Below are 25,856 nucleotides of genomic sequence, written 5' to 3'. Positions count from 1 at the left end.
GAACTATCGCCTCGATCGATGGTTATTGGTTATGAAGTATCGGTGGGGTGCTGGATCATGGCAACCATCTTCACAGAGGACTTCGGCCATGACTGCCAACAAATCCATCACTGAACGTATCTTCCAGGCCATCGGTTTCGAACTGCTGGCGATCCTGATCTGTACCCCTTTGCTGGCGTGGATCATGGGCAAGCCGCTGGTCGAAATGGGCGCCGTCACTATCGCCATTGCACTGCTCGCCCTGGGCTGGAACGTGGTGTTCAACGGTTTCTTCGACCGCCTGCTCAAACGCTGGAACATCGCCCACAACGCCTGGGTGCGGGTGGTGCACGCGCTGCTGTTCGAGGGCGGGTTGATCGTGATGGGCGTGCCGCTGATTGCCTGGTGGTTGTCGGTCAGCCTGTGGCAGGCGTTCCTCCTCGACATCGGTGTGTTGCTGTTCTTCCTGCCGTACACCTACGTCTATCACTGGGGTTATGACGTGGTGCGCGAGCGACTGGTAATGCGCAGCGTCTGCCAGCACTGAAACAAAAAAATCGCAGCCTGTGAGGGCTGCGATTTTTTTGTCCGGGATTTTTGCCGGGTTTAGAGAAACATCCCGCCCGACGCTTCAATCCGCTGACCGTTGATCCATTGCGCCCCCGGCGCCAGCAGCAGTGCCAGCGCACCACCAATGTCATCCGGCTGCCCCGCACGGCCCAGCGCGGTGTTGCTGGCGACCATCGCGTTCAGCGCCGAATTGTCGCGCACCGCGCCGCCGCCGAAGTCGGTTTCGATGGCGCCCGGTGCCAGGATGTTCACGGCGATCTGCCGCGCACCGAGCTCCTTGGCCTGATAACGGGTCAGCACTTCCATCGCGCCTTTCATCGCCGCGTAAGCGGCGTAACCCGGCAGGGTGAAGCGGGCCAGACCGCTGGAGATGTTGATGATCCGCCCGCCATCGTTGATCAGCGGCAGCAGTTGCTGAGTCAGGAAGAACGGCCCTTTCAACTGCACATTCATCAGCAGGTCGAACTGCTCCGGCGTGGTCTCGGCGAAGGATGCATGCACACCAATCCCGGCGTTATTGATCAGGAAGTCGAAGCGTGGTTGTCCAAGCTGTTGCAGCGCTTGCCCGACCCGCACGGCGAAATCGGCAAAGCCTTCGCTGCGGCCGACATCCAGTTGCAGCATCACGGCGTTGGCGCCGAGTGCTTTCAGTTCCTCGACCAGCGCCTGGGCTTCATCGGCGCGGCTGTTATAGGTGCCGATAATGTCCACGCCTTGCGCGGCGAGGTGCAGGGCGGCGTTCTTGCCGAGGCCACGGCTGGCACCGGTGATCAATGCGATTTTGCGGTTCATGGGGTTTCCTCGAGAGCAGTGACGGTTGATGCAGCAAAGTTTATTTATCCGCCATGAGGTGATAAACAGGCCTGAACCGGAATCACTGGTCGGATTGTCCGAACAATCAATGGGTGGCCCATGAACAAACTGGAACTACTGCGCACCTTCGTCCGGGTCAGCGAATTGTCGAGTTTCACGATGGCGGGGGAGAGTCTCGGGCTGCCGCGCTCGACGGTGTCCGAGCAGGTGCAGGCGCTGGAAACCCTGCTCGGCACGCGTCTGCTGCAACGCACCACGCGCAAGGTCCAGGCGACTCAGGACGGCCTGGCGCTGTACGAGCGGAGCAAGGATCTGCTGTCGCACATGGACGAAATCGAGAACCTGTTCCGACAGGACGAAGCGTCGCTGACCGGGCGGATCCGGGTCGACATGCCGAACATTCTGTCGCGGCGACTGATCATGCCGAAGCTGCCGGAATTCATGGCGCGCCATCCGAATCTGGAGCTGGAAATCAGCAGCACCGATCGCCGGGTCGACCTGCTCGCCGAAGGCTTCGATTGCGTGGTGCGCATCGGCGCGCAGCCCGATCAGTCGGTGGTGGCGCGGCACCTGGGGGACTTCAGCATGATCAACTGCGCCAGCCCCGCGTATCTCGAGCGCTACGGCGTGCCGCAAACGCTTGAGGATCTGGCGCAGCATCGGTTGGTGCACTACGTCGGTGTTCTGGGTTCGCGTTCGGAAGGGTTTGTCTACGAGCAGGACGGGCAGGTCCACCGTGTACCGATGGCCGGGAGTGTGACGGTCAACAGCACCGATGCGTACGAGTCGGCGTGCCTGGGCGGGTTCGGTCTGATCCAGGTGCCGCGTACCGGCATGAACACCTATCTGGACAGCGGCGAGATTGTCACCGTGCTGCCGCAGTACACCGCGCCGGCGATGGGCATTTCACTGCTGTACGCGAGGCAGCGGCATCTGCCGTTACGGGTGCGGGTGTTCATGGACTGGCTGGGGGATTTGATTCGTTCGACGCTCTAACAGTCCTGCACAGATCAAAAGTGGGAGCGGGCTTGCTCGCGAAAGGGGAGTGTCAGTCGACATCATCGTGACTGGCAGACCGCATTCGTCGGATCGCCGCCCGGACCAAGCCCGCTCCCACAAGGACCTGAAGTGTTCAGAAGATCTGGGTAAACAGCCAATACAGACTGCCCGACAGCAGAATCGCCGCCGGCAAGGTCAGCACCCACGCCATCAGCAGATTGCGGATGGTCTTCATCTGCAGGCCGCCGCCGTTGGCGACCATGGTCCCGGCCACGCCCGAGGACAACACATGGGTGGTCGACACCGGCAGGCCGAACATGTCGGCGGCGCCGATGGTCAGCATCGCCACGGTTTCCGCCGAGGCGCCCTGGGCGTAGGTCAGGTGGGTCTTGCCGATCTTCTCGCCGACCGTGACCACGATCCGCTTCCAGCCGACCATGGTGCCCAGACCCAACGCAATCGCCACGGCGATCTTCACCCACAGCGGAATGAACCGCGTGGCATTGTCGATCTGTTGCTTGAACAGTTGCAGCTTGCCGCTGGTGTCGGCGTCGAAGCTGCCGACCTTGTTCTTGTCCATCAGGCGAATGGTTTCGCTGGCCAGGTACATGTCGTTGCGCACGTTGCCCATGGCCTGCGCCGGGACTTTCGACAGCGAACCGTAGCCTTTCACTTCCTCACCGATGTGCCCGATCAGCGCGGCGAGGGCGGGGATCAATTGTGGTGCGGCTTCCTTGCTGCGCACGTAATCCGAGAGCACCGGACGCGGATCGGCCGGGGCCGGCTGCGGGGCGCTTTTCACCAGCGCCTGCTGGGTGACTTCGGCCACCGCAGCGAACTGCAACGTTTGATCGGCAGGCATGGTGCGGTTCAGCGCGTAGGCCATCGGCAGGGTGCCGACCAGAATCAGCATGATCAGGCCCATGCCTTTCTGGCCGTCGTTGGATCCGTGGGCGAACGACACGCCGGTGCAGGTCAAAATCAGCAGACCGCGAATCCACCATGGCGGTGGCGTGTTGCCTTTCGGGGCCTTGTACAGCGAACGATTCTTCACGAAGGCGCGCAGGGCCAGCAGCAACAGCGCCGCGCAACCGAACCCCACCAGCGGCGACAGCAGCAGTGCGTAACCGATCTTGGTCGCCTGGGCCCAGTCCACGCCGCTGGTGCCGTCACGACCGTGCATCAAGGCATTGGCCACGCCAACGCCGATGATCGAACCGATCAGCGTGTGCGACGACGAGGCCGGCAGGCCCAGCCACCAGGTGCCGAGGTTCCACAGGATCGCGGCGATCAGCAGGGCGAAGATCATCGCGAAACCGGCGGATGAGCCGACTTGCAGAATCAGCTCCACCGGCAGTAACGCAATGATGCCGAACGCTACCGCGCCACTGGACAGCAACACGCCGAGGAAGTTGAAAAAGCCCGACCAGACCACGGCCACATTCGGCGGCAGCGAGTGTGTGTAGATCACCGTGGCCACGGCGTTTGCGGTGTCGTGGAAACCGTTGACGAACTCGAAGCCCAGCGCAATCAACAGCGCCACGCCGAGCAGCAGGAACGGGGTCCAGGTGGTGACCACCGTGCCGAGTTCGTGCATGTCGTGCATCAGGCTGTAGGCGGTGAACAGCATCCCCATGGCCAGCACGGCGAAGAACACCACGTAAGTGAAGGGGCCGGTTTTTGTGTCGAGCGCCGGCCTGCCGCTGGCAGCGGAGGCCGGGCTGACGGTCAGGGAGGGAGTAGCCATGGGCGGACAATCCTGAGCGAGGGAAGGAGTGTCGCCCATGATCGTTGCTAAATATTACAGAGAGGCTGCGGCAGATCAGTGTTTGGCGGATTAGCCGCGCCGCCGGTCTTAATAATCCCGCCGCTTGCGAAACGCCCAGCGCCCGGCAATCACGGTGAACGTAGCCACCAGCGCCACCAGAATCCAGAACCCTTCCGGATCGGTGGCCAGCGGCACGCCGCCGACGTTCATGCCGAAGAAACCGGCAATGATGTTGATCGGCAGCGCCAGCACCGTGACCACGGTCAGGGTGAACAGCGTGCGGTTGCTCTGTTCGTTGAGGTTGGCGGCGATCTCTTCCTGCAACAGCTTGATCCGCTCGCCGAGGGCCGTGAGGTCGTTAATGATCAGCGCGAACTCCTCGGTGGACTTGCGCAACTCCTTCACGTCTTCCTTCTGCAACCACGGTGGCGGGCGGTTGAGCAGGCGCAGCAGCGAGCCCGGCTCCAGCGCCAGCAGCCGTTGCAGGCGCACCAGCACCCGTCGGTTGGCGCCGAGTTCGGCGCGGTTGGTCGACAACCGCGAGGAGAGCAATTCGTCCTCGACCTGATCGACGCTCATGCTGGTCTTGCGCACGATCTGGGTCAGCACTTCACCCTGGTCGCGCAGCAGGTGCACGAGCAATTCCGACGGCGAACGAAAACACTCGCCGGCCTTCACCGATGAACGCAGCTTGTCCACCGAGTGCAACGGTTGCAGGCGCGCACTGACGATCAGTTTGCTGCGCACACAGACCCACAGCGTCGACACGTCCGACGACACCATGCTGCTGAGGTTGAACACCACGTCGTTGACCACCGCCAGCAGTGCTGAATCGACATGCTCGATGCGGGTCGAGCGCGAGCCTTCGTGCAGCGCTTCGAAAAACTCCTCGGGCAATTGCAGATGACTTTTCATCCAGCGCTCGCACGCGGCGTGGGCCAGGTTCAGGTGCAGCCAGAGGAATTCGTCGCTGTCGCTGTCGTCCTGCAGACAGCGCAGGGCGGTCGCCGAATCCACTTCGCGCCCGCGCTCGCCGGGACGAAAACGGAAGCCGTAAAGCAGGCCAAACAGATCAGGATCGCGATGGCTGATATCCAGGCTGTGGTTCATGAAGTCTCGCTGCAAGGAAGGCGTCTGTTGCGGGATTTGCAGATTCACCTGAGCCGCATCATCGCAACCGTGCATGACGTTTCTGTGACTGCGAAATGACGTAAAAAATCAATGCCTTACCGGCGGTCGGAATTTTCTCAAGAAGCGCTCTGGCACGCCGATCACGCATGCGTTAGGTTGCGCGCCTTCGGCCATGAGCCAAGGTCCGCCGACACGGATGTCCGGCAACAATTCACGTCTTACCGGACGTGCCTCATCCCTGTCCCGAGTACCTGCGATGCTGCAAAAATCCCTGAGAGCGCAAATTCTCGTCCTGCTGAGCGGCAGCCTGCTGGCGATGCTGTTGATCGCGCTGGCCTGCTTTCATTTCCTGTCCAACGGCGTGCAAAACTACAGCCAGTTGATCGCCGGTCCCTTGCACACCTCGCAACTGATCGACGAAGCCAACCTGCAATTCAAGGTGCAGGTGCAGGAATGGAAAAACGTCTTGCTGCGCGGCAAACAACCGGCGGACCTGGCCAAGTACTGGGGCCAGTTCGAAGATCGTCAGCGCGACGTGCAGAACATCCTCGGTGAACTGGCCAATCAGAAAGGCCTCGAGCCTGCGCTGAAAACCCGCATCGAGCGTCTGCGTGAAGAACACCGTGTGCTCGGTGCCGCGTACCAGAAAGGTCGCGATGCCTACGTCGCCGCCGGTGCCGATCCGACGGCGGGCGATGCTGCTGTCAAAGGCGTCGACCGAGCTGCCAGCGAGCAGATGAGCGAGCTGGTGGCCGACTTGCGCAAGCAGGGCATAGAGCAATCGGCGCAGATCAGCGCCAGTGCCGATCGCACCGTATGGCTGGGGCTGCTGGTGATGCTCGCGTCAGGCTTGCTGATCGGTTTGTTGAGCCTGTGGCTGGTCAACCGCAATCTGGTTGAACCGATCCGCAAGCTCATCGACTACGTCACCCAACTGAGCAAAGGGCGTCTGGTCGAGCGTGTGGCAAGCGACCGTCAGGACGAGTTGGGCAATCTCGCCGCTGCGGCCAACACCCTGCGCGATTTCCTCGCCGAAACCTTCAACCATCTGCAGCGCAGCGCCAAGGATCTGGACAGCGCCAGCGGCGAGTTGAACGCCATCGCCACCGTGATGGCCGGCGGCACCAATGAGCAGTTCAACCGCACCGATCAGGTGGCCACGGCGATGAACGAAATGTCCGCCACTGCCCAGGAAGTCGCCCGTCATGCGGCCGACGCGGCGCGCGCCGCCGACGATGCCGACCAGTCCGCGCAACAGGGCGAGAAGGTCATGCAGAGCACCATCCACAGCATCACCCAGATGCGCGGCGAAATCGCCAACACCGCCACGGTGATCCGTCGTCTGGAAGCCGACAGCGGCCGCATCGGCAAGGTGCTGGAAGTGATTCGCGGCATCGCCGAACAGACCAATCTGCTGGCGCTCAACGCCGCCATCGAAGCGGCCCGGGCCGGTGAAGCGGGGCGTGGTTTTGCGGTGGTGGCCGATGAGGTGCGCAACCTGGCGCAGCGCACGGCGGAGTCGATCATCGAGATCAACCAGATCATCCACAGCGTGCAGACCGGCGCGGTGGACGCGGCCCAGGCCATCGACAGCGGCCAGACCCGCAGCGATGAAAGCGTCGAGCAAGTGACCCAGGCCGGGGCCATGCTCGAGCGCATCACCCACGCGGTGGAAGCGATCCGCGACATGAACCGCCAGATCGCCACCGCCGCCGAAGAGCAGACCTCGGTGGCCGAAGACATCTCGCGCAACCTGACCGAGATCACGTCGATTGCCAGCACCAACCTCGACAACGTGCAGCGCACTGAAAGCGCCAGCCAGAACCTGCACGGCCTGTCCGGGCAACTCAACAACGTCACCGCTCGCCTGAGCGTCTGACCGGCCAGTGACTGTGTACCGGTTCGGTTACCGAGTCGGTACACAGTCGATCTCAATTCGTGCAGACCGCCGCCGATGCCCGGTCATCCATAACCGGCATTGGAGATTTCCCATGGTCAGCCTCACGTCAGTTTCGATCAATCAGACCGTCACCACGCCCACCAGCAAAACCTCGATTGCCGACACCGGTGACGACACCTCGACCACCGCGGCGGCCAGCACCGGCGTGAAAGCCGACACCAGCAAAGTGGCGGCGGGCGGTGGCGCGGCGCCGACGGGGGACAGCGGTTCCAGCAGCGAAGAATCGGACACCGTGAAAGAACTGCGCAAGCAGATTGCCGAGCTGCAGAAGCAATTGCAGGAAGAACAACAGGCGCTGCAAGCGGCTCAGGCGAAGCAGGAAAGCCAGGATGCCAAGGCGGCGGATGTTGCGGCGGCGCAGTCGCAGATCGCGACGACGTCGGCTTCGTTGCAGACGGCGACGGCGGCGTTGTTGGCGGCGTTGCAGGGTTCGGATTCGAGTACGTCGGGTTCGCTGGTCAGTACCTCCGCGTGAAGCCTTTTCCCCTCACCCTAGCCCTCTCCCCGAGGGAGAGGGGACTGACGGAGTTGAATGTTCGAGTTACGCCGACCTGAAAATCTTGTGTCGAACTCAGGTTTAGAAACCCATGGAGATCGGCTCCCTTTCCCCCTCGCCCCCTTGGGGGAGAGGGCTGGGGTGAGGGGGTAGGGGCTGACTGACGAAACATGGTTTCAGCCAGACACCAGACACAAAAAAGCCGCACAACCCAAAAGTCGTGCGGCTTTGTTTTATCAGTCAATCAAGTGTCTTGCTTGTCGCTCAGCACTTTGCCGGTGGTCGCATCGAAGTCCACATCGAACTCCTTGCCATCAGCAGTACGCAATTCAACTTCATACTCATAACCATTGAAGTGGTTATCCAGATCCGTGTCAGTAATGGTCGCGCCCGGATGCAGTTTCAGCGCTTGTTCGTTCATCGACTCCAGCGATTTGATCTTGCCGGACTTGACCAGCTCAGGGATCTGATCGACGCGAACGTCAGCCTGGGCCAGGCCGGCGGTGAGGGTCAGGGCGGCAGCGGTAAACAGGGCAGTCAAAGTTTTCATCGGTTATTCCTTTGGGTGATTCGTTCAAGTGAGTTCAGGTTAATCACCGCAACTTAATTCACCCTTAAAACGCAGCGAGCAGGCCGTACTCCCGGTGGGAGTGGGCCTGCTCGCGATACTGACGCCCGATTTACGGATCAGAAACCGTTGTTCTTCAACACCTGATCCACACTGGCGGCGGCCGGGCGTTTGTAGAACTTCAGCAGTTCGCTGGCGCGGTTGGTGAAGATGCCGTCGACGCCGGCGGCCATGACTTTCTCGAAGTCCACCGGCTCATCCACGGTGTAGACGTGCACCAGCAGACCCTGATCGTGGGTGTACTGGTTCATCCATGGCTGCACCAGATCCGAATAGCTCTGATCGCCGCCGTGGGTCAGCTTGGCCGAAGGGCCGGTGCCGATGGCGCCCTGAGCCTTGGCGTAGTCGATCCATTGCTTGAATTCAGCTTCGGATTTCGGCTCTTGCTTGCCGTAGAAAACGTTCTTGTCCTTCTCGCCGGATTCGGCAAAGGTCACTTTGGATTTCGGTTCGATGCTGCCTTCGCCGACCCACAGCAACAGGATTTTCGGCACCTGCGGCATTTCTTTCTGCAGCAGTTCCAGGCTGTTTTTCTCGAAGGTTTGCAGGATCACCTTGCCGTTGCTATCGCCGACGCTGGCGACGTTTTTGGCCGGTTTGGCGCCCGCCGGGATCAACCAGCCGCGAGCCTGGAGTTTTTCCTTCAGGTCATGCTCGATACCGGGGAACAGTTGCGGTTCCTTGGTCTCGATGTACAGGCCCGGTTTGTGCTTCGGGTTGGCCTGGGCGATGTCGATGATTTCGTCCAGGGTCAGAATCTTAAGGCCGGCGTAGGACGGACGCGCGCGATCCGGGTACTGGGCGTTGTACCAGCTGCCGGCGTCGAGGGTTTTCAGTTCGGCCATGGTGAAGGCGTTGGCCGGGCTGTCCTTGCGATCCGGGAACTTGGTGGCGACGTCGGTGGTGCGTTGCAGGTTGTTGTCATGCAGGGCGAACAGCACGCCGTCCTTGCTGCGCTGCAGGTCCATTTCCAGGTAGTCGGCGCCCAGGTCGCGGGCCAGTTTGTAGGAGGCGGCGGTGGATTCCGGGGCATCGAAGGACGCGCCACGGTGGGCGATCACCGCCGGGTGCGGTATGCCCTCGGAGGCGGCAAGCGCAACCGGGCCTGGCTGGGCAGCGGCGTGGGCCTGACCGAGGCCGAGCATCAGGCTCAGCAGCAGAGCGCTTTTGGTAAACGTGGCGGGCATGTCGAGGTCCTTTCGCAGGTATTTTCGAAGATGTCCCTTTTAGCAACTCAAACGAAAACGTGCTATCGCAAGACCGACATAAACGTACTGAAAGCGAAAATTTCCGCACTTTTGTGCGTTTGTTTGCAGTACGCTTGGCCACGACAACCGCCCCGGCAGAGGGCGCGCCACTCATTGCCCTGCGTGTAGACCATCGATCCTTTTCGTGAGGTTTACCATGCGCATCACATCGCAACTCATCTGCCAGGCCGCCGACGACCTCAAGGGCTTTGTCGGCCTCAACCGCAAGACCGGCCAGTACATCGTGCGCTTCAGTGAGGATTCGTTCGGCATGGACGTGGCCGATGACGGCATCATTCCGTGCAGCGAATTCGTCTGGGCGCCGGCCACCGAACAGACCATGACCCTCAAGCGCGAACGGATCCAGTTGCTGCTGGAGCAGAACATCGATGACCGGATCAACATCACCGAGCCGTTGCGTGTTTACATGAATAAGCGCGAAGTGCCGGAGATTGAGGCGGTGCGCAGTCTGGTGAAGGGCTGAGATTCTGCTGCGACTGTTGCGGCCCTTTCGCGGGCAAGCCCGCGAAAGGGCCAGTGAATACACCTCAATACTCACTGGCCGAACCGATATTCCCGCTCCACCCGACATACCCGCGTATGAAACGCCGAATACCACTCGGCCCGCCCTCGCGCCTGGATCACCCGGTGTTCCGGATGCTCGCGCCAGGCCAGAATCGCCGCCTCGCTTTCCCAGTACGAAACCGTAATCCCCACCCCGTCCGCGCCCCGAATCGAATCGATACCGAGAAACCCCGGTTGATCGGCCACCAGTTGCATCATGCGCTCGGAGGCTTCGGTATAGCCGTTATCGCCCTCGGTGCGGGTCGAGGTGAAGATCACGGCGAAACACTCATTGTTCGACTTCATCGAGATTGCTCCACACAGGCTTCAACGAACGCCCGCACCAGTGGCGGCAATTGCCCTTTGAGCGCTGCACGTTCCGGCTGGAACAATGTGGCGACAAAGAACACATGATTTTTCAACTCGATGGCGCGCAGATCGCCTGCCGAATCGTGGCCCACGGCGTGCAGGTCATGGGTCAGCAATTCACGTTCGAACTGCGGATTCACACCAAAACGGCAGCGATAGCCTTCGCGAATCTCCGACGTTTCGTACGCCTTGGCGATCAACGAACCGGGCACCAGATGAATGCTGTCCACCGCTTCCACCAGCGAGCAGGTCAGCGGCGTGAGCACCGCACGGCTCGCGTCGGGCGAGGTTTCGCCATGCTCGGCGTCGGCCCAGCCCAGCACGTAGCGGGAAAACTCCAGCACCGCATGCTGAAAACCGCCGCAGGTGCCAAGGAACGGTCGCTGTTGCTCGCGGGCAAAGCGGATGGCTCGCAGCGCACCGACTTCGCTTTTGTAGGGGCTGGCCGGCACGCACCAGAAGCCGTCGAAATGTTCCAGCGGCGTTTCGGGCAGAATCTGGTCGGTGGCCAACCATTCGAAATCGACCGAATGGCGAAGGTGTTCCACCGCCAGTCCGAGGGCGACCGGGATGGCCTGGTGGGCAGTGACTTGCGGGTCGTAGTCACCGATCAGGGCGATGCGCAGGGCTCTGGGTTCCATGAGGGTTCGCTGTGCTTGTTGAGGGATGACGCTCACTATAGATTGGCGTTCACGCACTCAATATGGGCGTTTACCCAAGTGATTAATGCAGCAACGCACTATCGACTCGACTTCCCGGATCTGGCGCTGATTCTCGCCCTGGTGCGCGGCGGGTCGCTGGCCCGGGCCTCACAGTTGTTGAAGGTCGATGTATCGACGGTGTTTCGCGCCGTGCGCCGACTGGAAGCGTCACTCGGCCAGCAACTGTTCGAAAAAAGCCGCGCCGGTTACCTGCCCACCAGCCTCGCGCAGACCCTGGCCGAGCAGGCCGAGCGTGCAGAACAAGCTCTGGAAGCGGCGCGAATCGGCGTCGAGCAGGGTGGGGAAGTGGTCAGCGGCACTGTGCGCCTGACCTGTACCGACTCGGTGTTGCAAGGTCTGCTACTGCCGGCGCTGGCGCAGTTCATGCCGAACTATCCGGCACTGGCCATCGAGCTGAGCACCTCCAACGATTTCGCCAACCTCAGCCGCCGCGATGCCGACATCGCCCTGCGTCTGACGCGTACACCGCCGGAGCATCTGGTCGGACGGGAGCTGGCGAAGATTTCCTACCGGGTCTGTGGCAGTGAGCGCTATCTGCAAAACACCGATGTATCCGATCTGGCTGCCATGACCTGGATCGCCCCGGACGATTTCCTGCCCGATCATCCGACTGTCGTATGGCGTCGCCAGCACTTGCCGGGAGTCATGCCGGGCTATCGCTGCAACAGCATGCTGTCGGTGACGGAACTGGTGCGTGCCGGGCTCGGCGTGGCGGCGTTGCCGGACTTTCTGATCACCGAAGGTCTGCAAGCCTTGAGCGAACCGCTGCACGGTTATGACACCGCACTGTGGTTGCTGACCCGCCCGGACTGCCGCGCATTGCGCTCGGTGGTCACGTTGTTCGATGAACTGGGGCGGGCGCTGCGTTTGCCGTGATCAGCGCTGCTGGCTTTGGCGCATGTGATCGTGCAGCTCGCGGGTCAATCCTTCGATGCGTTCGGTGAGATTCTTGGTCATTTCGGTGAGCCGGGTGTTCTGCTCCAGCAGCTCCAGCAATTGCGCGGTGTTCTTCGCGGCCTGGACCTGACGTTCGCTGTTGGCGACGGCCAGGGCTTCGCGGTGCTGTGCGTCGGCTTCCGATTGCGCCTTGTCCCGCGCAGCCTGACGGGTCTGGGCCAACAGAATCAGCGGTGCGGCGTAGGCCGATTGCAGGCTGAACGCCAGGTTCAAGAGGATGAACGGGTAGACGTCGAAGGTCGTGATGCCAGACACGTTCAGGCATATCCACAGCACCACGATCAGGGTCTGAGCACCGAGGAAGGTCGGCGTCCCGAAGAACCGTGCAAACGCCTCGGCGCGCAGGGCGAAATTGTCGTTGCCGAAGGTGGTGTTGAGGTGGGCGTGGGGGCGGTGGAAGCGCAGGTGATCGACAGGCGCGCAGGGGGATTCGTTTTTTTCGGTGGTCATGACGGACTCGGCAGGGCTTGGGACGTTGAGTCACTATAGCCCTGCGTCGCCTATGGTGGCTTATCCCGGTGCTCGTTCGCCGGCGAACATGCTGACGGCGTCCACCGCTTCGCTGGCGCCATCGCGAATCTGCAGAATCACCGTGCCCGCCTGATCCGCCAACTCGACGCCTTGCGCGGCGCGCCCACGGGTGCCTTCCATGCTTTTGATCGCCTGACGGGTTTCGCTCTGGATCAGGCCGATCATGTTGGAAATCTCCGTCGTCGAGCCACTGGTGCGCGCCGCCAGTTGTCGCACTTCATCGGCCACCACCGCAAAACCACGACCTTGCTCACCGGCCCGCGCCGCCTCGATTGCCGCGTTGAGTGCCAGCAGATTGGTCTGGTCGGCAATCGCGCGGATGGTGTTGACGATGGCGGTGATCTGCTCGGAGCGCTCGCCAAGTTGCGCGATCAGGGTCGACGACTCGGCGATGTCATCGGCGATTTCGCGCATCTCGCTGGCCGCTTGCTGGATGACTTGTGTGCCTTGCTCGGCGACTTTTCGGGTGGAGACGGAAATGTGATAAGCGGTGCTGGCGCTGCGGGCATCCTGCTCGTGCTGCTCGACCCGGGCGGTGACGTCCGAGGCGAACTTCACCACTTTGCACAAGCGCCCGGCGGCGTCGTAGACCGGGTTGTAATTGGCTTCCAGCCAGACGGTTCGCCCGTGTTTATCGATGCGCTCGAATTGCCCGTGGAAAAACTCGCCCTGATTGAGCCGGCGCCAGAAGTCCTGATACGCGCTGCTGTTGGCCAGATGCGCGGGGCAGAACAAGCGGTGATGTTTGCCCTTGAGTTCGGTTTGGGTATAGCCCATGCGCGTCAGAAAATTCTGATTGGCCGTAAGAATGTTGCCGTCGAGATCGAACTCGATCACTGCCATGGCCCGGTCGATGGCCTGCAATTTGGCGTTGGCTTCGCTTTCGCGCTGCACCTTGGCGGTGACGTCCATGGCGTACTTGACCACTTTCACTACGCGACCCGAGGCATCCTTGATCGGGTTGTAACTGGCTTCGAGCCAGATCGGCCGACCCTGGCTGTCGACGCGCTCGAAAGTACCGGACTGGAACTGCCCGTTTTTCAGTCGCGACCACAACTCGGTGTACTGGCTGCTGCGGGCAAATTCGGGTGGGCAGAACTGGCGGTGGGACTGACCAATCACCTGTTCGGCCTTGTAGCCCGTGGTCTTCAGAAAGTTGTCGTTGGCGCGCAGAACCACTGCGTCGAGATCGAATTCGATCACCGCCATGGAACGGTCGATGGCTTCGAGCAAACCGGATTGTTCGGTGATGGTGTGTTGCAGGTCGTCGATGACCGACTGATGACGATTGAAAAACATGCTGGGTGCGCTCCGGAAATAGGGCTGAAGTGTTATCCCTGTTCCTGCGCTGGCCGGCCGAACGCGCTGACGACATTGGGCGATGACCACTAAAGTGCCAGCATCCAGGCTGGCGACCAGATCTTATACAAACTTATCAATCTTGTACAAGAAATAGCGATGTCACTTTGTTGTACAAATCTTGTCAGGCACTGGAGCGGCTCAGCGCGACGCTGATCGTGTTGCGGCCCGTGTGCTTGGCGGTGTACAGCGCCTTGTCGGCGTCATCCAGCCAGTGCAGCGCATCCGGGTAGGTCGGGTGAAAGCGTGCCAGTCCGATACTCAGGCTGACCCGCAACTCTGGCACATCGGGATGACGGTATTGGTGCAGGGACTGGCGCAGTTGCTCCATCAGCGCTTCGGCTTTGCTCAGTGGCAGGTTTGGCAGGATCACGCAGAATTCGTCGCCGCCGTAACGACCGGCCAGTTCACTTTCAGTCAGCAGGAGTTTGAGTTCTCGACTGAGTTGCTGAAGCACCGCATCGCCGACGATGTGTCCGTAGCTGTCGTTGATCACCTTGAAGTGATCGACGTCGATCAGCGCGAGGGTGGCCTGCCTGTTGTGTTCGCGGCACTGCTGGAACTTCAGATGCAGCAAATCTTTCCAGGCGCCGTGGTTGAGCAGGCCGGTCAGGCTGTCGGTGCGGCTCAGGGCACTCAAGGTGCGCTTGTGTTCTGCGAGCTTGATCGCCAGCCGATAGCAAACCATGCCCAGTGCCAGCGGATAAAGGGTGAGCATCGGCAGGCACGCCCAGACCTGGGTCTGCGATGCCGTCAGGGTGAATTTGACCCCGAACAGCGACCAGCCCAGCAGCACGCCAATCACCTGGGAGAGGGCGCCGAGCAGGAACAGCCGCCGGCCGCCGGCCGCGACATTGTTCATGGTCATCATCGACAGAATGGTCACGGTAACCAATGGATTGAATTGGAAACACGCGGTCCAGAAACCGCCGAACACCGAGTCATAGAGCAGATTGCGGCGCTCGGCGCGGTAGGGGAACGCCGAGCGGGCCGACCATTGATAGGCGACATGGGGCCAGATAAAACCGTTGAACAGCAGGAGCGCCCAGAGCCATGCCGGCACATTCAATGGATACAGCGCAGCCCCGACGCTGAAGAAACCGATTCCCAGTCCAATGGCACGTGGCAAGTAGAGACGTCTGGCGAATGACAAGCCTTTGCCGCGTTGGTTTTCCATGATGTTCTTCGCCAGATTCATTCTGAAACACTTTGCAGGGTAATGCTTCAGAGCGACCGTTCATCGGTCAATGACAGGTATTGTCATTTATTCCAGCGGGAAGATTCAGTGTCCTTGTGAGCCATTTACGCGGCGCAGACGTGATTTAGAGCTGGTAGCAGGCCAGAAACATGTCCAGTGCCGATTCGACCACGGCATTTTGCGTGGCGCTGTCGAGTGAGGGTTGGCCCATGGAAATCTGCGGCCAGAAGGCGAAGGATTTGAGCAGCCCCTGTACCTGATGCGCGGCGAACTCCGGATCGACCGGTTTCAACCGACCATCTGCCTGAGCGGCGCGGATCCACACGGTCACGCTTTCCTCACGTTCGCCCATACGCGCCACCATGTTCTGTGCGCGCTCGGGCGAGTGGATCGCGGCGGCAATGGCGACCCGCGCCAGATCCATGAAATTGTCGTCCGCCATCATCTGCAGTTTGGCCAGCAGCATCGTTCGCAATTGATCACGCAAGGGCTGGTCGGGTTGATACGACACGGCCTGCTCGGTGCTGATTCGTGCCCACAACTGGTTGAGAATTTCGGCGAAAAGCTCTTCCTTGCTCGGGAAATGGTTGTAAACCGTGCGCTTCGACACCCCGGCGGTGGCCGCGATCCTGTCCATGCTGGTGACCTCGAAACCGTTGGCCCGAAACTCGGAAATGGCCGCCAGGATGATGGCTTCGCGTTTGCGGTCGGTGAGGCGCGTTGGAGCTGTCATAAATTCGATTCGGCAAGAAAAAGAGGAAATTACACTCGGCAGTTTACTTGTCATCCGGTTTGATGCAACCTAGAAAGTACACCGATCAGTGTAATGCTGCGTTAATCGGTGCAACCTAAAACCCGATGTCCGGCTGATGCGTGCGTGCCTTGGCCATTTATCGTCCCACCGTGGAAAACCGTGAATTGCGCGGTTTTTCTGGAGTCACTCAGTCATGGCCAAATCAATTTCTTCCGCGGTCAGTCCTGTACCTGAAGCTTCGCGCCAGGCCGAAGGGACATTCCGCAACCATGCGCCTGTGCAGCGCGAAGGTTTGCGCAAGATGCTGCGCATCATGTGGAACATGATCTTCCACAAACCGCGCAACACCCGTCCTGCGTCGTCCATCCCTGTACAGCCATTGACCCGCGCCGACCTGATCGCCGCGCCCAACCATAGTTTCTATCGCCTCGGTCACTCGACCTTGCTGCTCAAACTGCAAGACAAGTTCTGGATCACCGACCCGGTCTTCGCCGAGCGTGCCTCGCCGGTGCAATGGGCCGGGCCGAAACGCTTCCACCAGCCACCGATCAGCATCGACGAGTTGCCACCGATCGAAGCGGTGATCCTGTCGCACAACCACTACGATCACCTCGACTACGAAGCGGTGTTGAAACTGGCGGACAAGGTCAACGTGTTCCTCACCCCGCTGGGCGTCGGCGATACTCTGATCAAATGGGGCATCGATGCCGGCAAGGTTCGCCAGAACGATTGGTGGCAGGGCACCGAAGTCGCCGGCATCCACTTCATCGCCACCCCGTCGCAGCACTTCTCCGGCCGTGGCCTGTTCGACGGCAACCAGACACTGTGGGCGTCCTGGGTGATCATCGACAGCGACAAGCGGATTTTCTTCAGCGGCGACAGCGGTTATTTCGACGGCTTCAAACGCATCGGCGAACAATACGGCCCGTTCGACCTGACCCTGATGGAAACCGGCGCCTACAACGTCGAATGGCCCCACGTGCACATGCAACCGGAAGAAACCCTGCAAGCCCACCTCGACCTCAAGGGCCGCTGGCTGTTCCCGATCCACAACGGCACGTTCGATCTGGCGATGCACGCCTGGCATGAACCGTTCGACCGCATTCTTGCGCTGGCCTGGGAACGCAGTGTTTCCATCACCACGCCGCAAATGGGCGAGGCGTTCAACCTGGCACATCCACAACGCGGGGATGCGTGGTGGTTGGTGGTTGAAGGGGAGAGTGAGGCGGTGGTGCAAGGGGCCTGACTCACTGATGCAGGTTCGCCTCCATGAGGCGAACCGGATCACTCCGCCATCGCATAATCCCCACGCACCGATTCGGCAGTCGAACCATTGCTTGTCGAACGCCCCGGCGCAAACCCCGGAAAGAACACCAGCCCCTGCGCCTCGAACCGATAGGTCAGCGCCAGCCGCGCCGCATCCGCCACGTCCTGCTGCGCTTCGAACCGTTGGATGTCATCGACCGAAACCCCTGTCTCCCGCGACAGTTGCTCCACGCTCCAGCCCAACATCCCTCGGGCCTGGGCGCAATGGGTCGGGGTGAACTGGAAAAGGGCGATACGTTCGAGGATGAGGTTCATCGCTGAAGAGGCCATGGTGTGCTCCGGGCTCGAGAGTGCTGATGGAAAATGTACTGTGTTTTTGTACAGTTGTTTTCGGCCGGGATCAAACGCATTTTTTGATTTGCCCTAGTTCGCCGCCTCCAACCAGACGGACGGTGCCTGACCGAGGATCCGGCGGAACATCGTCGAGAACGCCGCCGGGCTGTCATAGCCGAAATCCAGGGCAATCCGCGTCACCGCCTCACCCGCCGCCAGCCGTGCCAGCGCCAGTACCACGCAGGCGCGCTGGCGCCACTGACTGAAGCTCAGGCCGGTCTGCTGACGAAACAACCTGTTGAAGGTGCGTAAGCTTACGTGCAGCTGGTCGGCCCATTGCTGGGGCGATTGGTGGGCATTCGGCTGATGCAGAAAGGTCTGACACAGCTCGAGCAGTCTTCCGTCAGACGGCAGCGGGATATGCAACGGAAGAGGCGCACTGCGCACCAATTCATGCAGCAACAAATCAATGAGCACGCCGTCACGCCCGCTCAGGTCATACGTCAGCGGCAGCTCCACGGCTTCCATCAGCAAATGCCGCATCAACGGCGACACACTGATCACCTGACAGCGCTCACCCAGATCCACCGCCCCCGGCTCGATATACAAACTGCGCGTGCTGACCCCCAGCATCAACACCTCATGCGCCACACCCGGCGGAATCCACACCGCCCGTTGCGGCGGCACCACCCAGTTGCCGTCATGCGTGCTGACCTGCATCACCCCAGTCGCGCCGTACAACAATTGCGCCCGCCGATGCGTATGACGTGGCAACAGATAGCCGTGGGAATAATCCGTACCGATCGCCACCACCGGGCGCGGCGTGTCATCCAGCAGATTGATCGAAACATTGCGCATCGAGCGGCCCCCGGCGATTGGCGTAAACGCGAACATTATTGGCTGACTTGCTGAGGCGGGCCAAGCACCGCCGCTCTATCGTCGACCGCTCCCCAACAACGGACGACGCAACATGCTCTACCTCCTGCTGACACTCTTCGGCTGCCTGACCGGCGTCACCGCTGTGCTCTTCGGCTTCGGCGGCGGCTTCGTCGTCGTGCCGCTGCTGTACCGCATGCTTACCGCGAGCCACGGCGCCGACGACCCGATCAGCCAATCCGCCATGCACATCGCCGTCGCCACCTCGACCTGCGTGATGATCGTCAACGCCCTGGTCGCCACCGACAAACACCGCCGCGCCGGCAACCTCATCCGTGATTACCTGTGGCCCTTGGGCGGGTTCATCGGATTGGGCGCTATCGTCGGCGCAATCGCCGCAGTGTGGGTAAGCGGCGAAGTCATTCGCTATGCCTTCATCGCCTACCTTGGCGTGACGATTATCGACTGCCTGCTGCGACGCGGATTTCTTACACAATCCCAAGGCGCCGTCCCACGTCGACTGGGAACGGTGGAAACATCTGGCGGCGGTGTAGGCATTGGCGCCATCGCAACCTTTCTCGGCGTAGGAGGAAGCGTCATGACCGTGCCGTTGTTGCGGCGTTGCGGGTTGAGCATGTCGCAGGCGACGTCCATGGCCAATCCGCTGAGCGTGCCCGTGGCGCTGGCGGGGACGCTGACGTACATGATGTTGGCGGGGTTCAGCGAGACAGAACTCGGGCCATGGTTTATCGGGTATGTGGATCTGCTGGCATTTGCGGGGCTGACGCTGGGCTCGATGCTGGGGATTCGACTGGCCACGCCGTGGATCGGGCGGATACCGGATCGGGTGCATGCTTGGGTGTATATCGCGCTACTCATCGTCGTGATGTTGGGCATGACACTGAAGTAGCACCTCGATTCCTGCGCGCATCCTCTTCATACTCCGCAGCCTTACTCACTCAGGGATCGATCCATGCTCAAGGGACTGTTGCGCCTGGCGCCATACGCCGCCGTGCTGTTTTCACTGCTTTCCACCGCTCAGGCTGACGACGGCAGACGTGTGTTCACCGGCACGCTGGGCAAGACGCCGATTGTGGTCGAGCTCAATACCCAGCAGCCGGATGAAGTGACCGGTCGTTACTTCTACGAGAAATACCATCGCGATCTGCCCCTCAGTGGCGCGTTGCAGGACAGCACGCTGACGCTGGTCGAGGGCAACAATCGCTACGGCGATGACAAGCCGCTGTCGACCCTGAAACTTAAATCCACCGTCAATGGTTGGCAGGGCGAATGGCAAAACCCGAAGGGCAAAAAGCTGCCGGTGCAACTGGTCGAGGCCAAACTTCCAACTCCGACTGCAACGACGTTGCCCTTCATTGCCACGTTGCCGAAAGATGATCCCTACGAGTATTTGCGCCTGCAGGGGCTCAAGCTCAAACCGGGGAAGAAAGACAACTTCATGGGCTACGACCTGCAATGGTGGGTGGAGCCTGAGTCGAAGCTTTCGCTGTTCAGTGTCGAGTCCGGCTACACAAAAGAAGAGCAGCAGCGCATCAACAACCACCTGCTCGGACGGCTCTGGACGGAAGTCATCGACTATCACCGCTGCATGATGGATGGCGGTGAATACGCGGAGTTCGAACAAGGCGCTGCCCCAGAGTTTCTCTCGCCCGACGTGGTCAGCCTGGACATCTCAACCGGCTACAGTTGCGGTGGCGCCCACCCGGACTTCGGCAGTTCGCCGATTAACTTGAATGTTCACACGGGCGAGTTGTTGAAACTCAAAGACGTTATGTGGATTGGTAAACCCGATAACGCAGCCAGCGAATACGATCAACAAAAAATCATGGCGCCGTGGCTGGTCAAACAGTTCACCACGTTGTACCCGGATGAAATGAAGAAACCGGCTGAAGACGACGGCAGTTGCGATTACACCGATGAGAGCGTCTGGGGTTATTCCAATTGGCACTTCACGCCGAAGGGTATTTACCTGGGCGCCTACTTCGCCCGTTACCAGCGCAATTGCGATAACCCCGAGTGGTCGGTGCTGCCGTACTCAGTCGTCAACCAACACCCCGGCGCAGTCAAACTGCAACTGCCCCAGGGCTGACCATCACGCCAGACCCGGCGCTTCACGAATGATGAAGTGATCCAGGTTCTCGATATTGGCATTGAAGACCTCGAAAGGCTTTTCGGGGTTCTTCTTGCCCGGCACCTGCTTCAACTCCGGCGTCACGCCATAGAAGAAGCAGAACAACTCCTTGTCGCTGTCGATGGCGTGCTTGATCTCTTCCAGAAACGCCTTGCGCTTGCGGTAGTTGTCGATCAGCTTTTTGTTGAGATAGACACTGACCGGATAAGGCTTCTTCTTGCTGTCATCCGGCTTCTTGAACCAGACCTTGTCCTCGAAATCGATCCGGAAACTGGCGCTGTGGAAGTCCTCGATCTTCTTGATCCGGCCCCAGTAAATCAGCCCCTTGTTGTCCATCAAGTACTCGATCTTCTTGAAGAACGAACTGTACGGCGCCGTATGCTCGCCAATCTTCAACGGCATGCGCTTGAGCAAATCCTTGTCCGCGAAGTTCGACACAAAACACTCCACGGGGTGAGCGAACACACTGGTCTTGTCCGGCGCCGTCTCACGACTCGGCGATTCTTTTGAGGGGGTAGCCGCCACCCGCACCGGATCATCCCGCAACACATCCGCCCCCCCCGCAGGCGCGGCAGGCTTGCGCACGTACTCACGGCGCGTCAGCAACAACTCCGACGGGAAATGCTCCTCACGCCCGTCATCCAATTCCCCATCCGCCGCCTCAACCCCCGACGCCGACGTCTTCAAACTCACATACGGACAACCCGCCACATGCTGCGTACCGGGCAGATTCTTGAAGTGCGGCGTGCGCACGTAATTCACGTTCTTGGCGTTGAACGTGCCCAACTCGTTCGAAGCATCGAACGCCGCACGACAGGCGTCGTTGGGGCACTGGAAGTGTTCCTTCGCGGAATCAAACGCCACCGTCTCATCGAAATTGAGATCGCGAACGTCATAGATCGACAACTTGTCGTCGAGGCTGAGGCAGTAGGCGAGGTCGAATTTCATGGTGGGGCTCGGGTCCTTGAGTGGGGGAGGGAAATTATCCCCGATGGGTTGTAAAGCTGCCCCAAAACGGACAACTGGGTTAATGCGTTCTAACTGGCTGACTGCCAAATACCTTCTAGCTATTCAGCCTCTAACCCCTCGACGCTCCTATAAAACTTAGCAGTGAACTCTTCTTTGTCGCTCGAGTAATGGCAACGTCGATGGCAGTTTGGGCACAGGGCTACTGCGTTGCTCGTACGGTCTGTCCCCCCGTTAACGAGATGTTTCAGATGATGAACTTCAAGAAAAGGTTTGCCATCAGCATCTTGGAATGGCGCTTTTTGGCCACACCCTTCGCAAATGCCTTGAGAACGTTTCAGAACCCATTTTTTCACATTTAATTTGCGCGAAAGCCTAACTACCGTCGCGCTAGTCTGCTTCGGGTTGAGTACACCCGGGGGCGCATCATTCAATTCAGGTGCGGAAGGTTCGATCAGCCGGAGTCGAGTCAGCTGAGTGCCTCTTCGTGAGCCGTTTCGTATCGCTTCCATGTCTTTTTTAGCCAGGATCTCTTTGATACGCGTAATGACACCGGAGCCGAGATTTTTCGCCGAAACATAGCCTGTAATTCTCGGCAGCCCCAATAAATCCATCACAGCAGAGATGTTCTGCATGCGGTACTCGACTGAAGAGGCGCTGCGTTTGCTCAGCGGGCCTTTTCGCAAGAGTCGATTCTCGTCCGCTTTATTGAATGGCTGATTTTGTTGTTCAAGAACCAGCATTTTTAGATAAGCGTCTACAGAAGCTTCTAGCTCCTCATCACTCCAGCCAGTTTTTTCTTTCGAAGTGTCCATACAGTCGCCGAGGGTTGAAAACCCTCGGACGATACTGAGTGGCCACCAAAGCTGTCTACGAAAATTCCTACAGAAAATATCGACGGATCTTGCAAGGTCCTACGACCACCATCACTAGCCCATCGAATGCTTTGAAGCCTGAAACACCTGCGCAACCTTTCGCCACCAAGGCTTCCCCGGTCTCCGCCGTTGCATCTGATCATTCAGCAGATAAGGCATATCCCGCAGCCGGATCCAGCCTTCATCCTGCCAATGCAGCAGGCTCAACGACATCTCCGGCCAATCCAACAAACTCAACATCGGTCGTTCTGAATGTCCTGAGTGCTCTGCATCGCGCAAGGCCGGCACCACCTGCAGAGTTAGCCACTCACGCAACAAACGGTTTCCAGGAACGTAGTGATACACCAGCAGCGCATACACACCGGATTCACTGAGCATCAACTGCTTTTCGGGTTGCCGAAAGTACTCAATCCACAAAACGCGACGTTGATCCTTGTCTAGTTTATTGACCATGCGTTCGCACAGATGGACACCCATCAAACGGCCGACATCGCGAGCACAGAACCACGTTTGGTTTTCGAGCAGGAGGGCATGTAGAGCGAGGTTGTGACGCGAGAAGACAGTTACAGAAAAAGGATCGGGCATATCCATTACCTCTACGTTTAGATTTTTGGAGGGCCTGACCCCAACGTAGAGTGGACTTAAGAAATCCCAACGAGCGATACAGCTCCACCGACGGCATATGCGTCTGTGTGACTGATCTAGCTTTCTACGTTGGGTGTTTCTTAGGCACCTGCAATTGAGCTTAGAGGTGCTTGCAGTTGGCTTCAATGCGAAGCGGCTGTAAGTGCTGTAGGAGATTGAGCGCTGCAACGTAGGGATGGAAAAGGGCTACCAGCCGCCCATAAAAAAGCCCCGATCAAATCGGGGCTTTTTGCTTTCTCAATTCGACGACTCAAGCAGCAATCGTCAAATCTTGTCTCGCGAGACGATTAGTCCCAGCTCAACGCACCACCAGTTTGGTATTCGATCACACGAGTCTCAAAGAAATTCTTCTCTTTCTTCAAGTCCATGATCTCGCTCATCCAAGGGAACGGGTTAGTCGTTCCTGGGTACTCTTCCTTCAAACCGATCTGCGACAAGCGACGGTTAGCGATGAACTTCAGGTAGTCCTCCATCATCGCAGCATTCATACCCAGCACACCGCGAGGCATGGTGTCGCGGGCGTATTCGATTTCCAGTTGGGTGCCCTGCAGGATCATCTGCGAGGCTTCTTCCTTCATTTCGGCATCCCACAGGTGTGGGTTTTCGATTTTGATCTGGTTGATCACGTCGATGCCGAAGTTCAGGTGCATGGATTCGTCGCGCAGGATGTACTGGAACTGCTCGGCGACGCCGGTCATTTTGTTGCGGCGGCCCATGGAGAGGATCTGGGTGAAGCCGCAGTAGAAGAAGATGCCTTCCAGAACGCAGTAGTAGGCGATCAGGTTGCGCAGCAGTTCTTTGTCGGTCTCTACGGTGCCGGTGTTGAATTCCGGGTCGGAGATGGCGCGGGTGTATTTCAGGCCCCAGGCGGCTTTTTTCGCGACCGACGGGATCTCGTGGTACATGTTGAAGATCTCGCCTTCATCCATGCCCAGCGATTCGATGCAGTACTGGTAGGCGTGGGTGTGGATCGCCTCTTCGAACGCCTGGCGCAGGATGTACTGGCGGCATTCCGGGTTGGTGATCAGGCGGTACACGGCCAGGGCCAGGTTGTTGGCAACCAGGGAGTCGGCGGTGGAGAAGAAGCCGAGGTTGCGCATCACGATGCGGCGCTCGTCGTCGGTCAGGCCTTCCGGGTTTTTCCAGAGGGCGATGTCGGCGGTCATGTTGACTTCTTGCGGCATCCAGTGGTTTGCGCAGCCGTCCAGGTATTTCTGCCAGGCCCAGTCGTACTTGAATGGCACGAGCTGGTTGAGGTCGGCGCGGCAGTTGATCATGCGCTTTTCGTCAACGGCGACACGGGCGGCGGAGCCTTCGAGTTCGGCGAGGCCTTCGGCGACGTCGAGGGAATCCAGTGCAGCCTTGGCGCGGGCCACGGCGGCCGAGTCTTCGGCGGTCACGGCGCGGGCTTCGAGGGCGGCGGCACCGCCGGCGCTGTCGAGGCGGTCCATGTTGGCTTCGCTAGCGTGGCCGGCGTTGGCGCCTTTCACTGCTGCTACTTCACTGTCTTCTTTGTCGAATTCGTCCCAGCTCAGCATGACGTGTCGTCTCCTGCGTGAGGGCCTGTGCCCGTGTGAAAACTGATTGTTGGTTTTTCACACGGCCGTACAGGCCGCGTTGGATGTCGTTTTTTGCAGCGGTGCTACGCAGGCAATAAACAGAAAATTTTTTCGGGTTTCCGAGAGCCTCTGACGGGCGCAGGTCAGCGTTGTCGCTGCTGCGGGGCTTCAGAATGGCTTTGATCCCTGTAAGGGAATATTGCTGACCCGATTGGGCGGCATTATAGGGAAAAAAACACGGGCGTGGGGGAGGGCGAAACAGCGCAGGGCGGTCGAGCGCTGGGGTGATTTCGATCGGAGCGAGGGTTTACAGGGCTTTCGCCGGGATTGGCCCCGGAGAATTTTTTTTCATTAATTTTTTGGCGTGTGATTGATTGCTCAAAAAACGAGCAAAAAACCGCGTTTTTCACTATATCTTGTGTTTTGCAACCCTTTTACGTCGCTTCAAACACAACTGAGCCCGACCGAAGTCGGGCTGGAATCGACCCTCGATGTTGCGCGGAGTGATCCGATTCGGTGCAGTCTCAACGCATCAATTGGTGCAGCCGTTACCCATCACGCTGTAACGCAGGATGTGACGCTGACCTTTGGAGTCGTCGTACTCCATTTTCGCCGGAACAACTTCGCAGACATTTGGAACTTCGCTCATCGATACAACTTTGGCGATGTCCAGGTGAGTGGAGTAAGTGTATTCCTCGATAGCCGGTTGTTGCTGTGCGACATCAGTCGGAACCTCGTCTGCCATGGCGGTTGCGCACAGACTGCTGAGGGCCAGAACCAATAAAGCTTTCATCTGAAATTTACCTTCTTGAGGTCGAGTGGGGTCACGCAACCTTTTTGGGGTTGCGTGTGGAGCTTCATCGTTTTGCTTTGTTACTTCGGAGCTGGATTAACGGCCTTCGTGGGGGCTGTAACGTTGTTAATCACTTTGCCTTGTCGGCGAGGCAGATTTTAGGGAGGCGGGGTGGGTGTAAACAGATGTGGTTTTGATAAACACCTTTGGCAGATTTGGTAACAATCGCTGGATATCGTGTTATCAGCGCTGCGGTTTTCCCGGGAAACCGAGTCGTCTGAATCGCTGGCAAGCCAGCTCCAGCAAGGGTTGCGTGCTTTGCTTCAGAGGCGCTTGGGTCATTTCT

26 protein-coding genes and 2 pseudogenes are annotated in these 25,856 nt (G+C 59.5%); 9 read left to right on the top strand and 19 right to left on the bottom strand.

Features of this window, described 5'->3' with window-relative positions; genetic code table 11:
* Nucleotides 1-88: 88 nt before the first annotated feature.
* The gene (locus NE357_RS21755) at nt 89-526 is read left to right on the top strand and encodes a multidrug/biocide efflux PACE transporter (RefSeq protein ID WP_169431561.1); all 438 of its coding nucleotides are present in this window, start codon (nt 89-91) and stop codon (nt 524-526) included.
* A gap of 59 nt (nt 527-585) precedes the next feature.
* Here the strand turns inward: NE357_RS21755 and NE357_RS21750 are convergent, their stop codons facing one another.
* Nucleotides 586-1,341 carry an SDR family NAD(P)-dependent oxidoreductase gene (locus NE357_RS21750; RefSeq protein ID WP_169431560.1) on the bottom strand — a complete coding sequence of 252 codons (756 nt, stop codon included), beginning with the start codon at nt 1,339-1,341 and terminating at the stop codon, nt 586-588.
* A 120-nt stretch (nt 1,342-1,461) separates the two neighbouring features.
* Here NE357_RS21750 and NE357_RS21745 point away from each other — a divergent pair, with 120 nt between their 5' ends.
* Nucleotides 1,462-2,358 (top strand): LysR family transcriptional regulator, encoded by an 897-nt coding sequence (locus tag NE357_RS21745; RefSeq protein WP_169431559.1) that lies wholly within the window; start codon nt 1,462-1,464, stop codon nt 2,356-2,358.
* A 136-nt stretch (nt 2,359-2,494) separates the two neighbouring features.
* Here NE357_RS21745 and NE357_RS21740 read toward each other — a convergent pair whose 3' ends face one another.
* Nucleotides 2,495-4,108 (bottom strand): inorganic phosphate transporter, encoded by a 1,614-nt coding sequence (locus tag NE357_RS21740; RefSeq protein WP_169431558.1) that lies wholly within the window; start codon nt 4,106-4,108, stop codon nt 2,495-2,497.
* A gap of 108 nt (nt 4,109-4,216) precedes the next feature.
* On the bottom strand, nt 4,217-5,239 hold the full coding sequence (locus tag NE357_RS21735; RefSeq protein ID WP_074688253.1) for a transporter: 1,023 nt from the start codon (nt 5,237-5,239) through the stop codon (nt 4,217-4,219).
* A gap of 277 nt (nt 5,240-5,516) precedes the next feature.
* Here NE357_RS21735 and NE357_RS21730 point away from each other — a divergent pair, with 277 nt between their 5' ends.
* Both NE357_RS21730 and NE357_RS21725 read left to right on the top strand, forming a co-directional pair.
* Nucleotides 5,517-7,139 carry a methyl-accepting chemotaxis protein gene (locus tag NE357_RS21730; protein ID WP_169431557.1) on the top strand — a complete coding sequence of 541 codons (1,623 nt, stop codon included), beginning with the start codon at nt 5,517-5,519 and terminating at the stop codon, nt 7,137-7,139.
* A gap of 112 nt (nt 7,140-7,251) precedes the next feature.
* Nucleotides 7,252-7,695 carry a hypothetical protein gene (locus NE357_RS21725; RefSeq protein ID WP_169431556.1) on the top strand — a complete coding sequence of 148 codons (444 nt, stop codon included), beginning with the start codon at nt 7,252-7,254 and terminating at the stop codon, nt 7,693-7,695.
* 265 nt (nt 7,696-7,960) lie between these two features.
* On the opposite strand, the gene NE357_RS21720 is transcribed toward NE357_RS21725, so the two are convergent.
* Both NE357_RS21720 and NE357_RS21715 read right to left on the bottom strand, forming a co-directional pair.
* Entirely contained in the window at nt 7,961-8,266 is a 306-nt protein-coding gene (locus NE357_RS21720; protein ID WP_085745150.1) for a PepSY domain-containing protein, read from the bottom strand.
* A gap of 137 nt (nt 8,267-8,403) precedes the next feature.
* Entirely contained in the window at nt 8,404-9,531 is a 1,128-nt protein-coding gene (locus NE357_RS21715) for a glycerophosphodiester phosphodiesterase (protein ID WP_169431555.1), read from the bottom strand.
* A 217-nt stretch (nt 9,532-9,748) separates the two neighbouring features.
* Between NE357_RS21715 and NE357_RS21710 the strand changes: the two genes are divergently transcribed.
* Nucleotides 9,749-10,075: a DUF2025 family protein gene (locus NE357_RS21710; RefSeq protein WP_169431554.1), complete on the top strand. Its 327-nt coding sequence runs from the start codon at nt 9,749-9,751 to the stop codon at nt 10,073-10,075.
* Nucleotides 10,076-10,146: 71 nt separating this feature from the next.
* On the opposite strand, the gene NE357_RS21705 is transcribed toward NE357_RS21710, so the two are convergent.
* Both NE357_RS21705 and NE357_RS21700 read right to left on the bottom strand, forming a co-directional pair.
* Nucleotides 10,147-10,461: an antibiotic biosynthesis monooxygenase family protein gene (locus NE357_RS21705; RefSeq protein WP_169431553.1), complete on the bottom strand. Its 315-nt coding sequence runs from the start codon at nt 10,459-10,461 to the stop codon at nt 10,147-10,149.
* Entirely contained in the window at nt 10,458-11,165 is a 708-nt protein-coding gene (locus NE357_RS21700; RefSeq protein WP_169431552.1) for a CTP synthase C-terminal region-related (seleno)protein, read from the bottom strand. Before NE357_RS21700 ends, NE357_RS21705 begins: the two co-directional genes overlap by 4 nt.
* A gap of 15 nt (nt 11,166-11,180) precedes the next feature.
* Between NE357_RS21700 and NE357_RS21695 the strand changes: the two genes are divergently transcribed.
* Nucleotides 11,181-12,122, top strand: a complete 942-nt coding sequence (locus tag NE357_RS21695) for a LysR family transcriptional regulator (protein WP_169431551.1) — start codon at nt 11,181-11,183, stop codon at nt 12,120-12,122.
* Here NE357_RS21695 and NE357_RS21690 read toward each other — a convergent pair whose 3' ends face one another.
* The 5 genes and pseudogenes from NE357_RS21690 to NE357_RS21670 form a co-directional block, all read right to left on the bottom strand.
* Nucleotides 12,123-12,653 carry a DUF1003 domain-containing protein gene (locus tag NE357_RS21690; RefSeq protein WP_169431550.1) on the bottom strand — a complete coding sequence of 177 codons (531 nt, stop codon included), beginning with the start codon at nt 12,651-12,653 and terminating at the stop codon, nt 12,123-12,125.
* A 60-nt stretch (nt 12,654-12,713) separates the two neighbouring features.
* Nucleotides 12,714-13,151, bottom strand: a pseudogene (locus NE357_RS21685) (methyl-accepting chemotaxis protein); the annotation flags it as partial.
* 156 nt (nt 13,152-13,307) lie between these two features.
* Nucleotides 13,308-13,943 (bottom strand): annotated as a pseudogene (locus NE357_RS21680) (PAS domain-containing protein); the annotation flags it as partial.
* Nucleotides 13,944-14,217: 274 nt separating this feature from the next.
* A complete protein-coding gene (locus NE357_RS21675; RefSeq protein WP_169432687.1) occupies nt 14,218-15,270 on the bottom strand; it encodes a diguanylate cyclase in 1,053 nt (350 codons plus the stop codon).
* A gap of 145 nt (nt 15,271-15,415) precedes the next feature.
* On the bottom strand, nt 15,416-16,024 hold the full coding sequence (locus NE357_RS21670) for a TetR/AcrR family transcriptional regulator (protein ID WP_169431548.1): 609 nt from the start codon (nt 16,022-16,024) through the stop codon (nt 15,416-15,418).
* Between the two features lie 214 nt (nt 16,025-16,238).
* Here NE357_RS21670 and NE357_RS21665 point away from each other — a divergent pair, with 214 nt between their 5' ends.
* Nucleotides 16,239-17,291 carry an MBL fold metallo-hydrolase gene (locus NE357_RS21665; RefSeq protein WP_169431547.1) on the top strand — a complete coding sequence of 351 codons (1,053 nt, stop codon included), beginning with the start codon at nt 16,239-16,241 and terminating at the stop codon, nt 17,289-17,291.
* Nucleotides 17,292-17,329: 38 nt separating this feature from the next.
* Here the strand turns inward: NE357_RS21665 and NE357_RS21660 are convergent, their stop codons facing one another.
* Both NE357_RS21660 and NE357_RS21655 read right to left on the bottom strand, forming a co-directional pair.
* Entirely contained in the window at nt 17,330-17,641 is a 312-nt protein-coding gene (locus NE357_RS21660; RefSeq protein ID WP_169431546.1) for an XRE family transcriptional regulator, read from the bottom strand.
* A 93-nt stretch (nt 17,642-17,734) separates the two neighbouring features.
* Nucleotides 17,735-18,502, bottom strand: a complete 768-nt coding sequence (locus tag NE357_RS21655) for an AraC family transcriptional regulator (RefSeq protein ID WP_169431545.1) — start codon at nt 18,500-18,502, stop codon at nt 17,735-17,737.
* A gap of 112 nt (nt 18,503-18,614) precedes the next feature.
* Here NE357_RS21655 and NE357_RS21650 point away from each other — a divergent pair, with 112 nt between their 5' ends.
* Both NE357_RS21650 and NE357_RS21645 read left to right on the top strand, forming a co-directional pair.
* Nucleotides 18,615-19,430, top strand: a complete 816-nt coding sequence (locus tag NE357_RS21650; RefSeq protein WP_169431544.1) for a sulfite exporter TauE/SafE family protein — start codon at nt 18,615-18,617, stop codon at nt 19,428-19,430.
* Nucleotides 19,431-19,493: 63 nt separating this feature from the next.
* Nucleotides 19,494-20,630, top strand: a complete 1,137-nt coding sequence (locus NE357_RS21645; protein ID WP_169431543.1) for a hypothetical protein — start codon at nt 19,494-19,496, stop codon at nt 20,628-20,630.
* Nucleotides 20,631-20,633: 3 nt separating this feature from the next.
* Here the strand turns inward: NE357_RS21645 and NE357_RS21640 are convergent, their stop codons facing one another.
* The 5 genes from NE357_RS21640 to NE357_RS21620 all read right to left on the bottom strand — a co-directional run bounded on the left by NE357_RS21640 (nt 20,634) and on the right by NE357_RS21620 (nt 25,510).
* Nucleotides 20,634-21,620, bottom strand: coding sequence for a hypothetical protein (locus NE357_RS21640; RefSeq protein WP_169431542.1), 987 nt, complete (start codon nt 21,618-21,620; stop codon nt 20,634-20,636).
* A gap of 119 nt (nt 21,621-21,739) precedes the next feature.
* Complete coding sequence (locus NE357_RS21635; protein WP_169431541.1) at nt 21,740-22,453, bottom strand: HNH endonuclease; 714 nt, start codon at nt 22,451-22,453, stop codon at nt 21,740-21,742.
* A 114-nt stretch (nt 22,454-22,567) separates the two neighbouring features.
* Entirely contained in the window at nt 22,568-23,098 is a 531-nt protein-coding gene (locus NE357_RS21630) for a BRO-N domain-containing protein (RefSeq protein WP_169432686.1), read from the bottom strand.
* Nucleotides 23,099-23,445: 347 nt separating this feature from the next.
* Nucleotides 23,446-24,696 carry a ribonucleotide-diphosphate reductase subunit beta gene (locus NE357_RS21625; protein ID WP_007951068.1) on the bottom strand — a complete coding sequence of 417 codons (1,251 nt, stop codon included), beginning with the start codon at nt 24,694-24,696 and terminating at the stop codon, nt 23,446-23,448.
* A gap of 553 nt (nt 24,697-25,249) precedes the next feature.
* A complete protein-coding gene (locus NE357_RS21620; RefSeq protein ID WP_047599663.1) occupies nt 25,250-25,510 on the bottom strand; it encodes a DUF2790 domain-containing protein in 261 nt (86 codons plus the stop codon).
* Nucleotides 25,511-25,856: the final 346 nt, after the last annotated feature.

The sequence above is a fragment of the Pseudomonas sp. G7(2022) genome (genome assembly GCF_052660475.1).
This window is presented reverse-complemented; position numbering and strand designations above follow the sequence as displayed.

Coding starts and splice junctions, on each gene's coding strand:
- NE357_RS21755 (WP_169431561.1), top strand. CDS start 89: ATGACTGCCAACAAATCCATCACTGAACGTATCTTCCAGGCCATCGGT.
- NE357_RS21750 (WP_169431560.1), bottom strand. CDS start 1,341: ATGAACCGCAAAATCGCATTGATCACCGGTGCCAGCCGTGGCCTCGGC.
- NE357_RS21745 (WP_169431559.1), top strand. CDS start 1,462: ATGAACAAACTGGAACTACTGCGCACCTTCGTCCGGGTCAGCGAATTG.
- NE357_RS21740 (WP_169431558.1), bottom strand. CDS start 4,108: ATGGCTACTCCCTCCCTGACCGTCAGCCCGGCCTCCGCTGCCAGCGGC.
- NE357_RS21735 (WP_074688253.1), bottom strand. CDS start 5,239: ATGAACCACAGCCTGGATATCAGCCATCGCGATCCTGATCTGTTTGGC.
- NE357_RS21730 (WP_169431557.1), top strand. CDS start 5,517: ATGCTGCAAAAATCCCTGAGAGCGCAAATTCTCGTCCTGCTGAGCGGC.
- NE357_RS21725 (WP_169431556.1), top strand. CDS start 7,252: ATGGTCAGCCTCACGTCAGTTTCGATCAATCAGACCGTCACCACGCCC.
- NE357_RS21720 (WP_085745150.1), bottom strand. CDS start 8,266: ATGAAAACTTTGACTGCCCTGTTTACCGCTGCCGCCCTGACCCTCACC.
- NE357_RS21715 (WP_169431555.1), bottom strand. CDS start 9,531: ATGCCCGCCACGTTTACCAAAAGCGCTCTGCTGCTGAGCCTGATGCTC.
- NE357_RS21710 (WP_169431554.1), top strand. CDS start 9,749: ATGCGCATCACATCGCAACTCATCTGCCAGGCCGCCGACGACCTCAAG.
- NE357_RS21705 (WP_169431553.1), bottom strand. CDS start 10,461: ATGAAGTCGAACAATGAGTGTTTCGCCGTGATCTTCACCTCGACCCGC.
- NE357_RS21700 (WP_169431552.1), bottom strand. CDS start 11,165: ATGGAACCCAGAGCCCTGCGCATCGCCCTGATCGGTGACTACGACCCG.
- NE357_RS21690 (WP_169431550.1), bottom strand. CDS start 12,653: ATGACCACCGAAAAAAACGAATCCCCCTGCGCGCCTGTCGATCACCTG.
- NE357_RS21675 (WP_169432687.1), bottom strand. CDS start 15,270: ATGGAAAACCAACGCGGCAAAGGCTTGTCATTCGCCAGACGTCTCTAC.
- NE357_RS21670 (WP_169431548.1), bottom strand. CDS start 16,024: ATGACAGCTCCAACGCGCCTCACCGACCGCAAACGCGAAGCCATCATC.
- NE357_RS21665 (WP_169431547.1), top strand. CDS start 16,239: ATGGCCAAATCAATTTCTTCCGCGGTCAGTCCTGTACCTGAAGCTTCG.
- NE357_RS21660 (WP_169431546.1), bottom strand. CDS start 17,641: ATGGCCTCTTCAGCGATGAACCTCATCCTCGAACGTATCGCCCTTTTC.
- NE357_RS21655 (WP_169431545.1), bottom strand. CDS start 18,502: ATGCGCAATGTTTCGATCAATCTGCTGGATGACACGCCGCGCCCGGTG.
- NE357_RS21650 (WP_169431544.1), top strand. CDS start 18,615: ATGCTCTACCTCCTGCTGACACTCTTCGGCTGCCTGACCGGCGTCACC.
- NE357_RS21645 (WP_169431543.1), top strand. CDS start 19,494: ATGCTCAAGGGACTGTTGCGCCTGGCGCCATACGCCGCCGTGCTGTTT.
- NE357_RS21640 (WP_169431542.1), bottom strand. CDS start 21,620: ATGAAATTCGACCTCGCCTACTGCCTCAGCCTCGACGACAAGTTGTCG.
- NE357_RS21635 (WP_169431541.1), bottom strand. CDS start 22,453: ATGGACACTTCGAAAGAAAAAACTGGCTGGAGTGATGAGGAGCTAGAA.
- NE357_RS21630 (WP_169432686.1), bottom strand. CDS start 23,098: ATGCCCGATCCTTTTTCTGTAACTGTCTTCTCGCGTCACAACCTCGCT.
- NE357_RS21625 (WP_007951068.1), bottom strand. CDS start 24,696: ATGCTGAGCTGGGACGAATTCGACAAAGAAGACAGTGAAGTAGCAGCA.
- NE357_RS21620 (WP_047599663.1), bottom strand. CDS start 25,510: ATGAAAGCTTTATTGGTTCTGGCCCTCAGCAGTCTGTGCGCAACCGCC.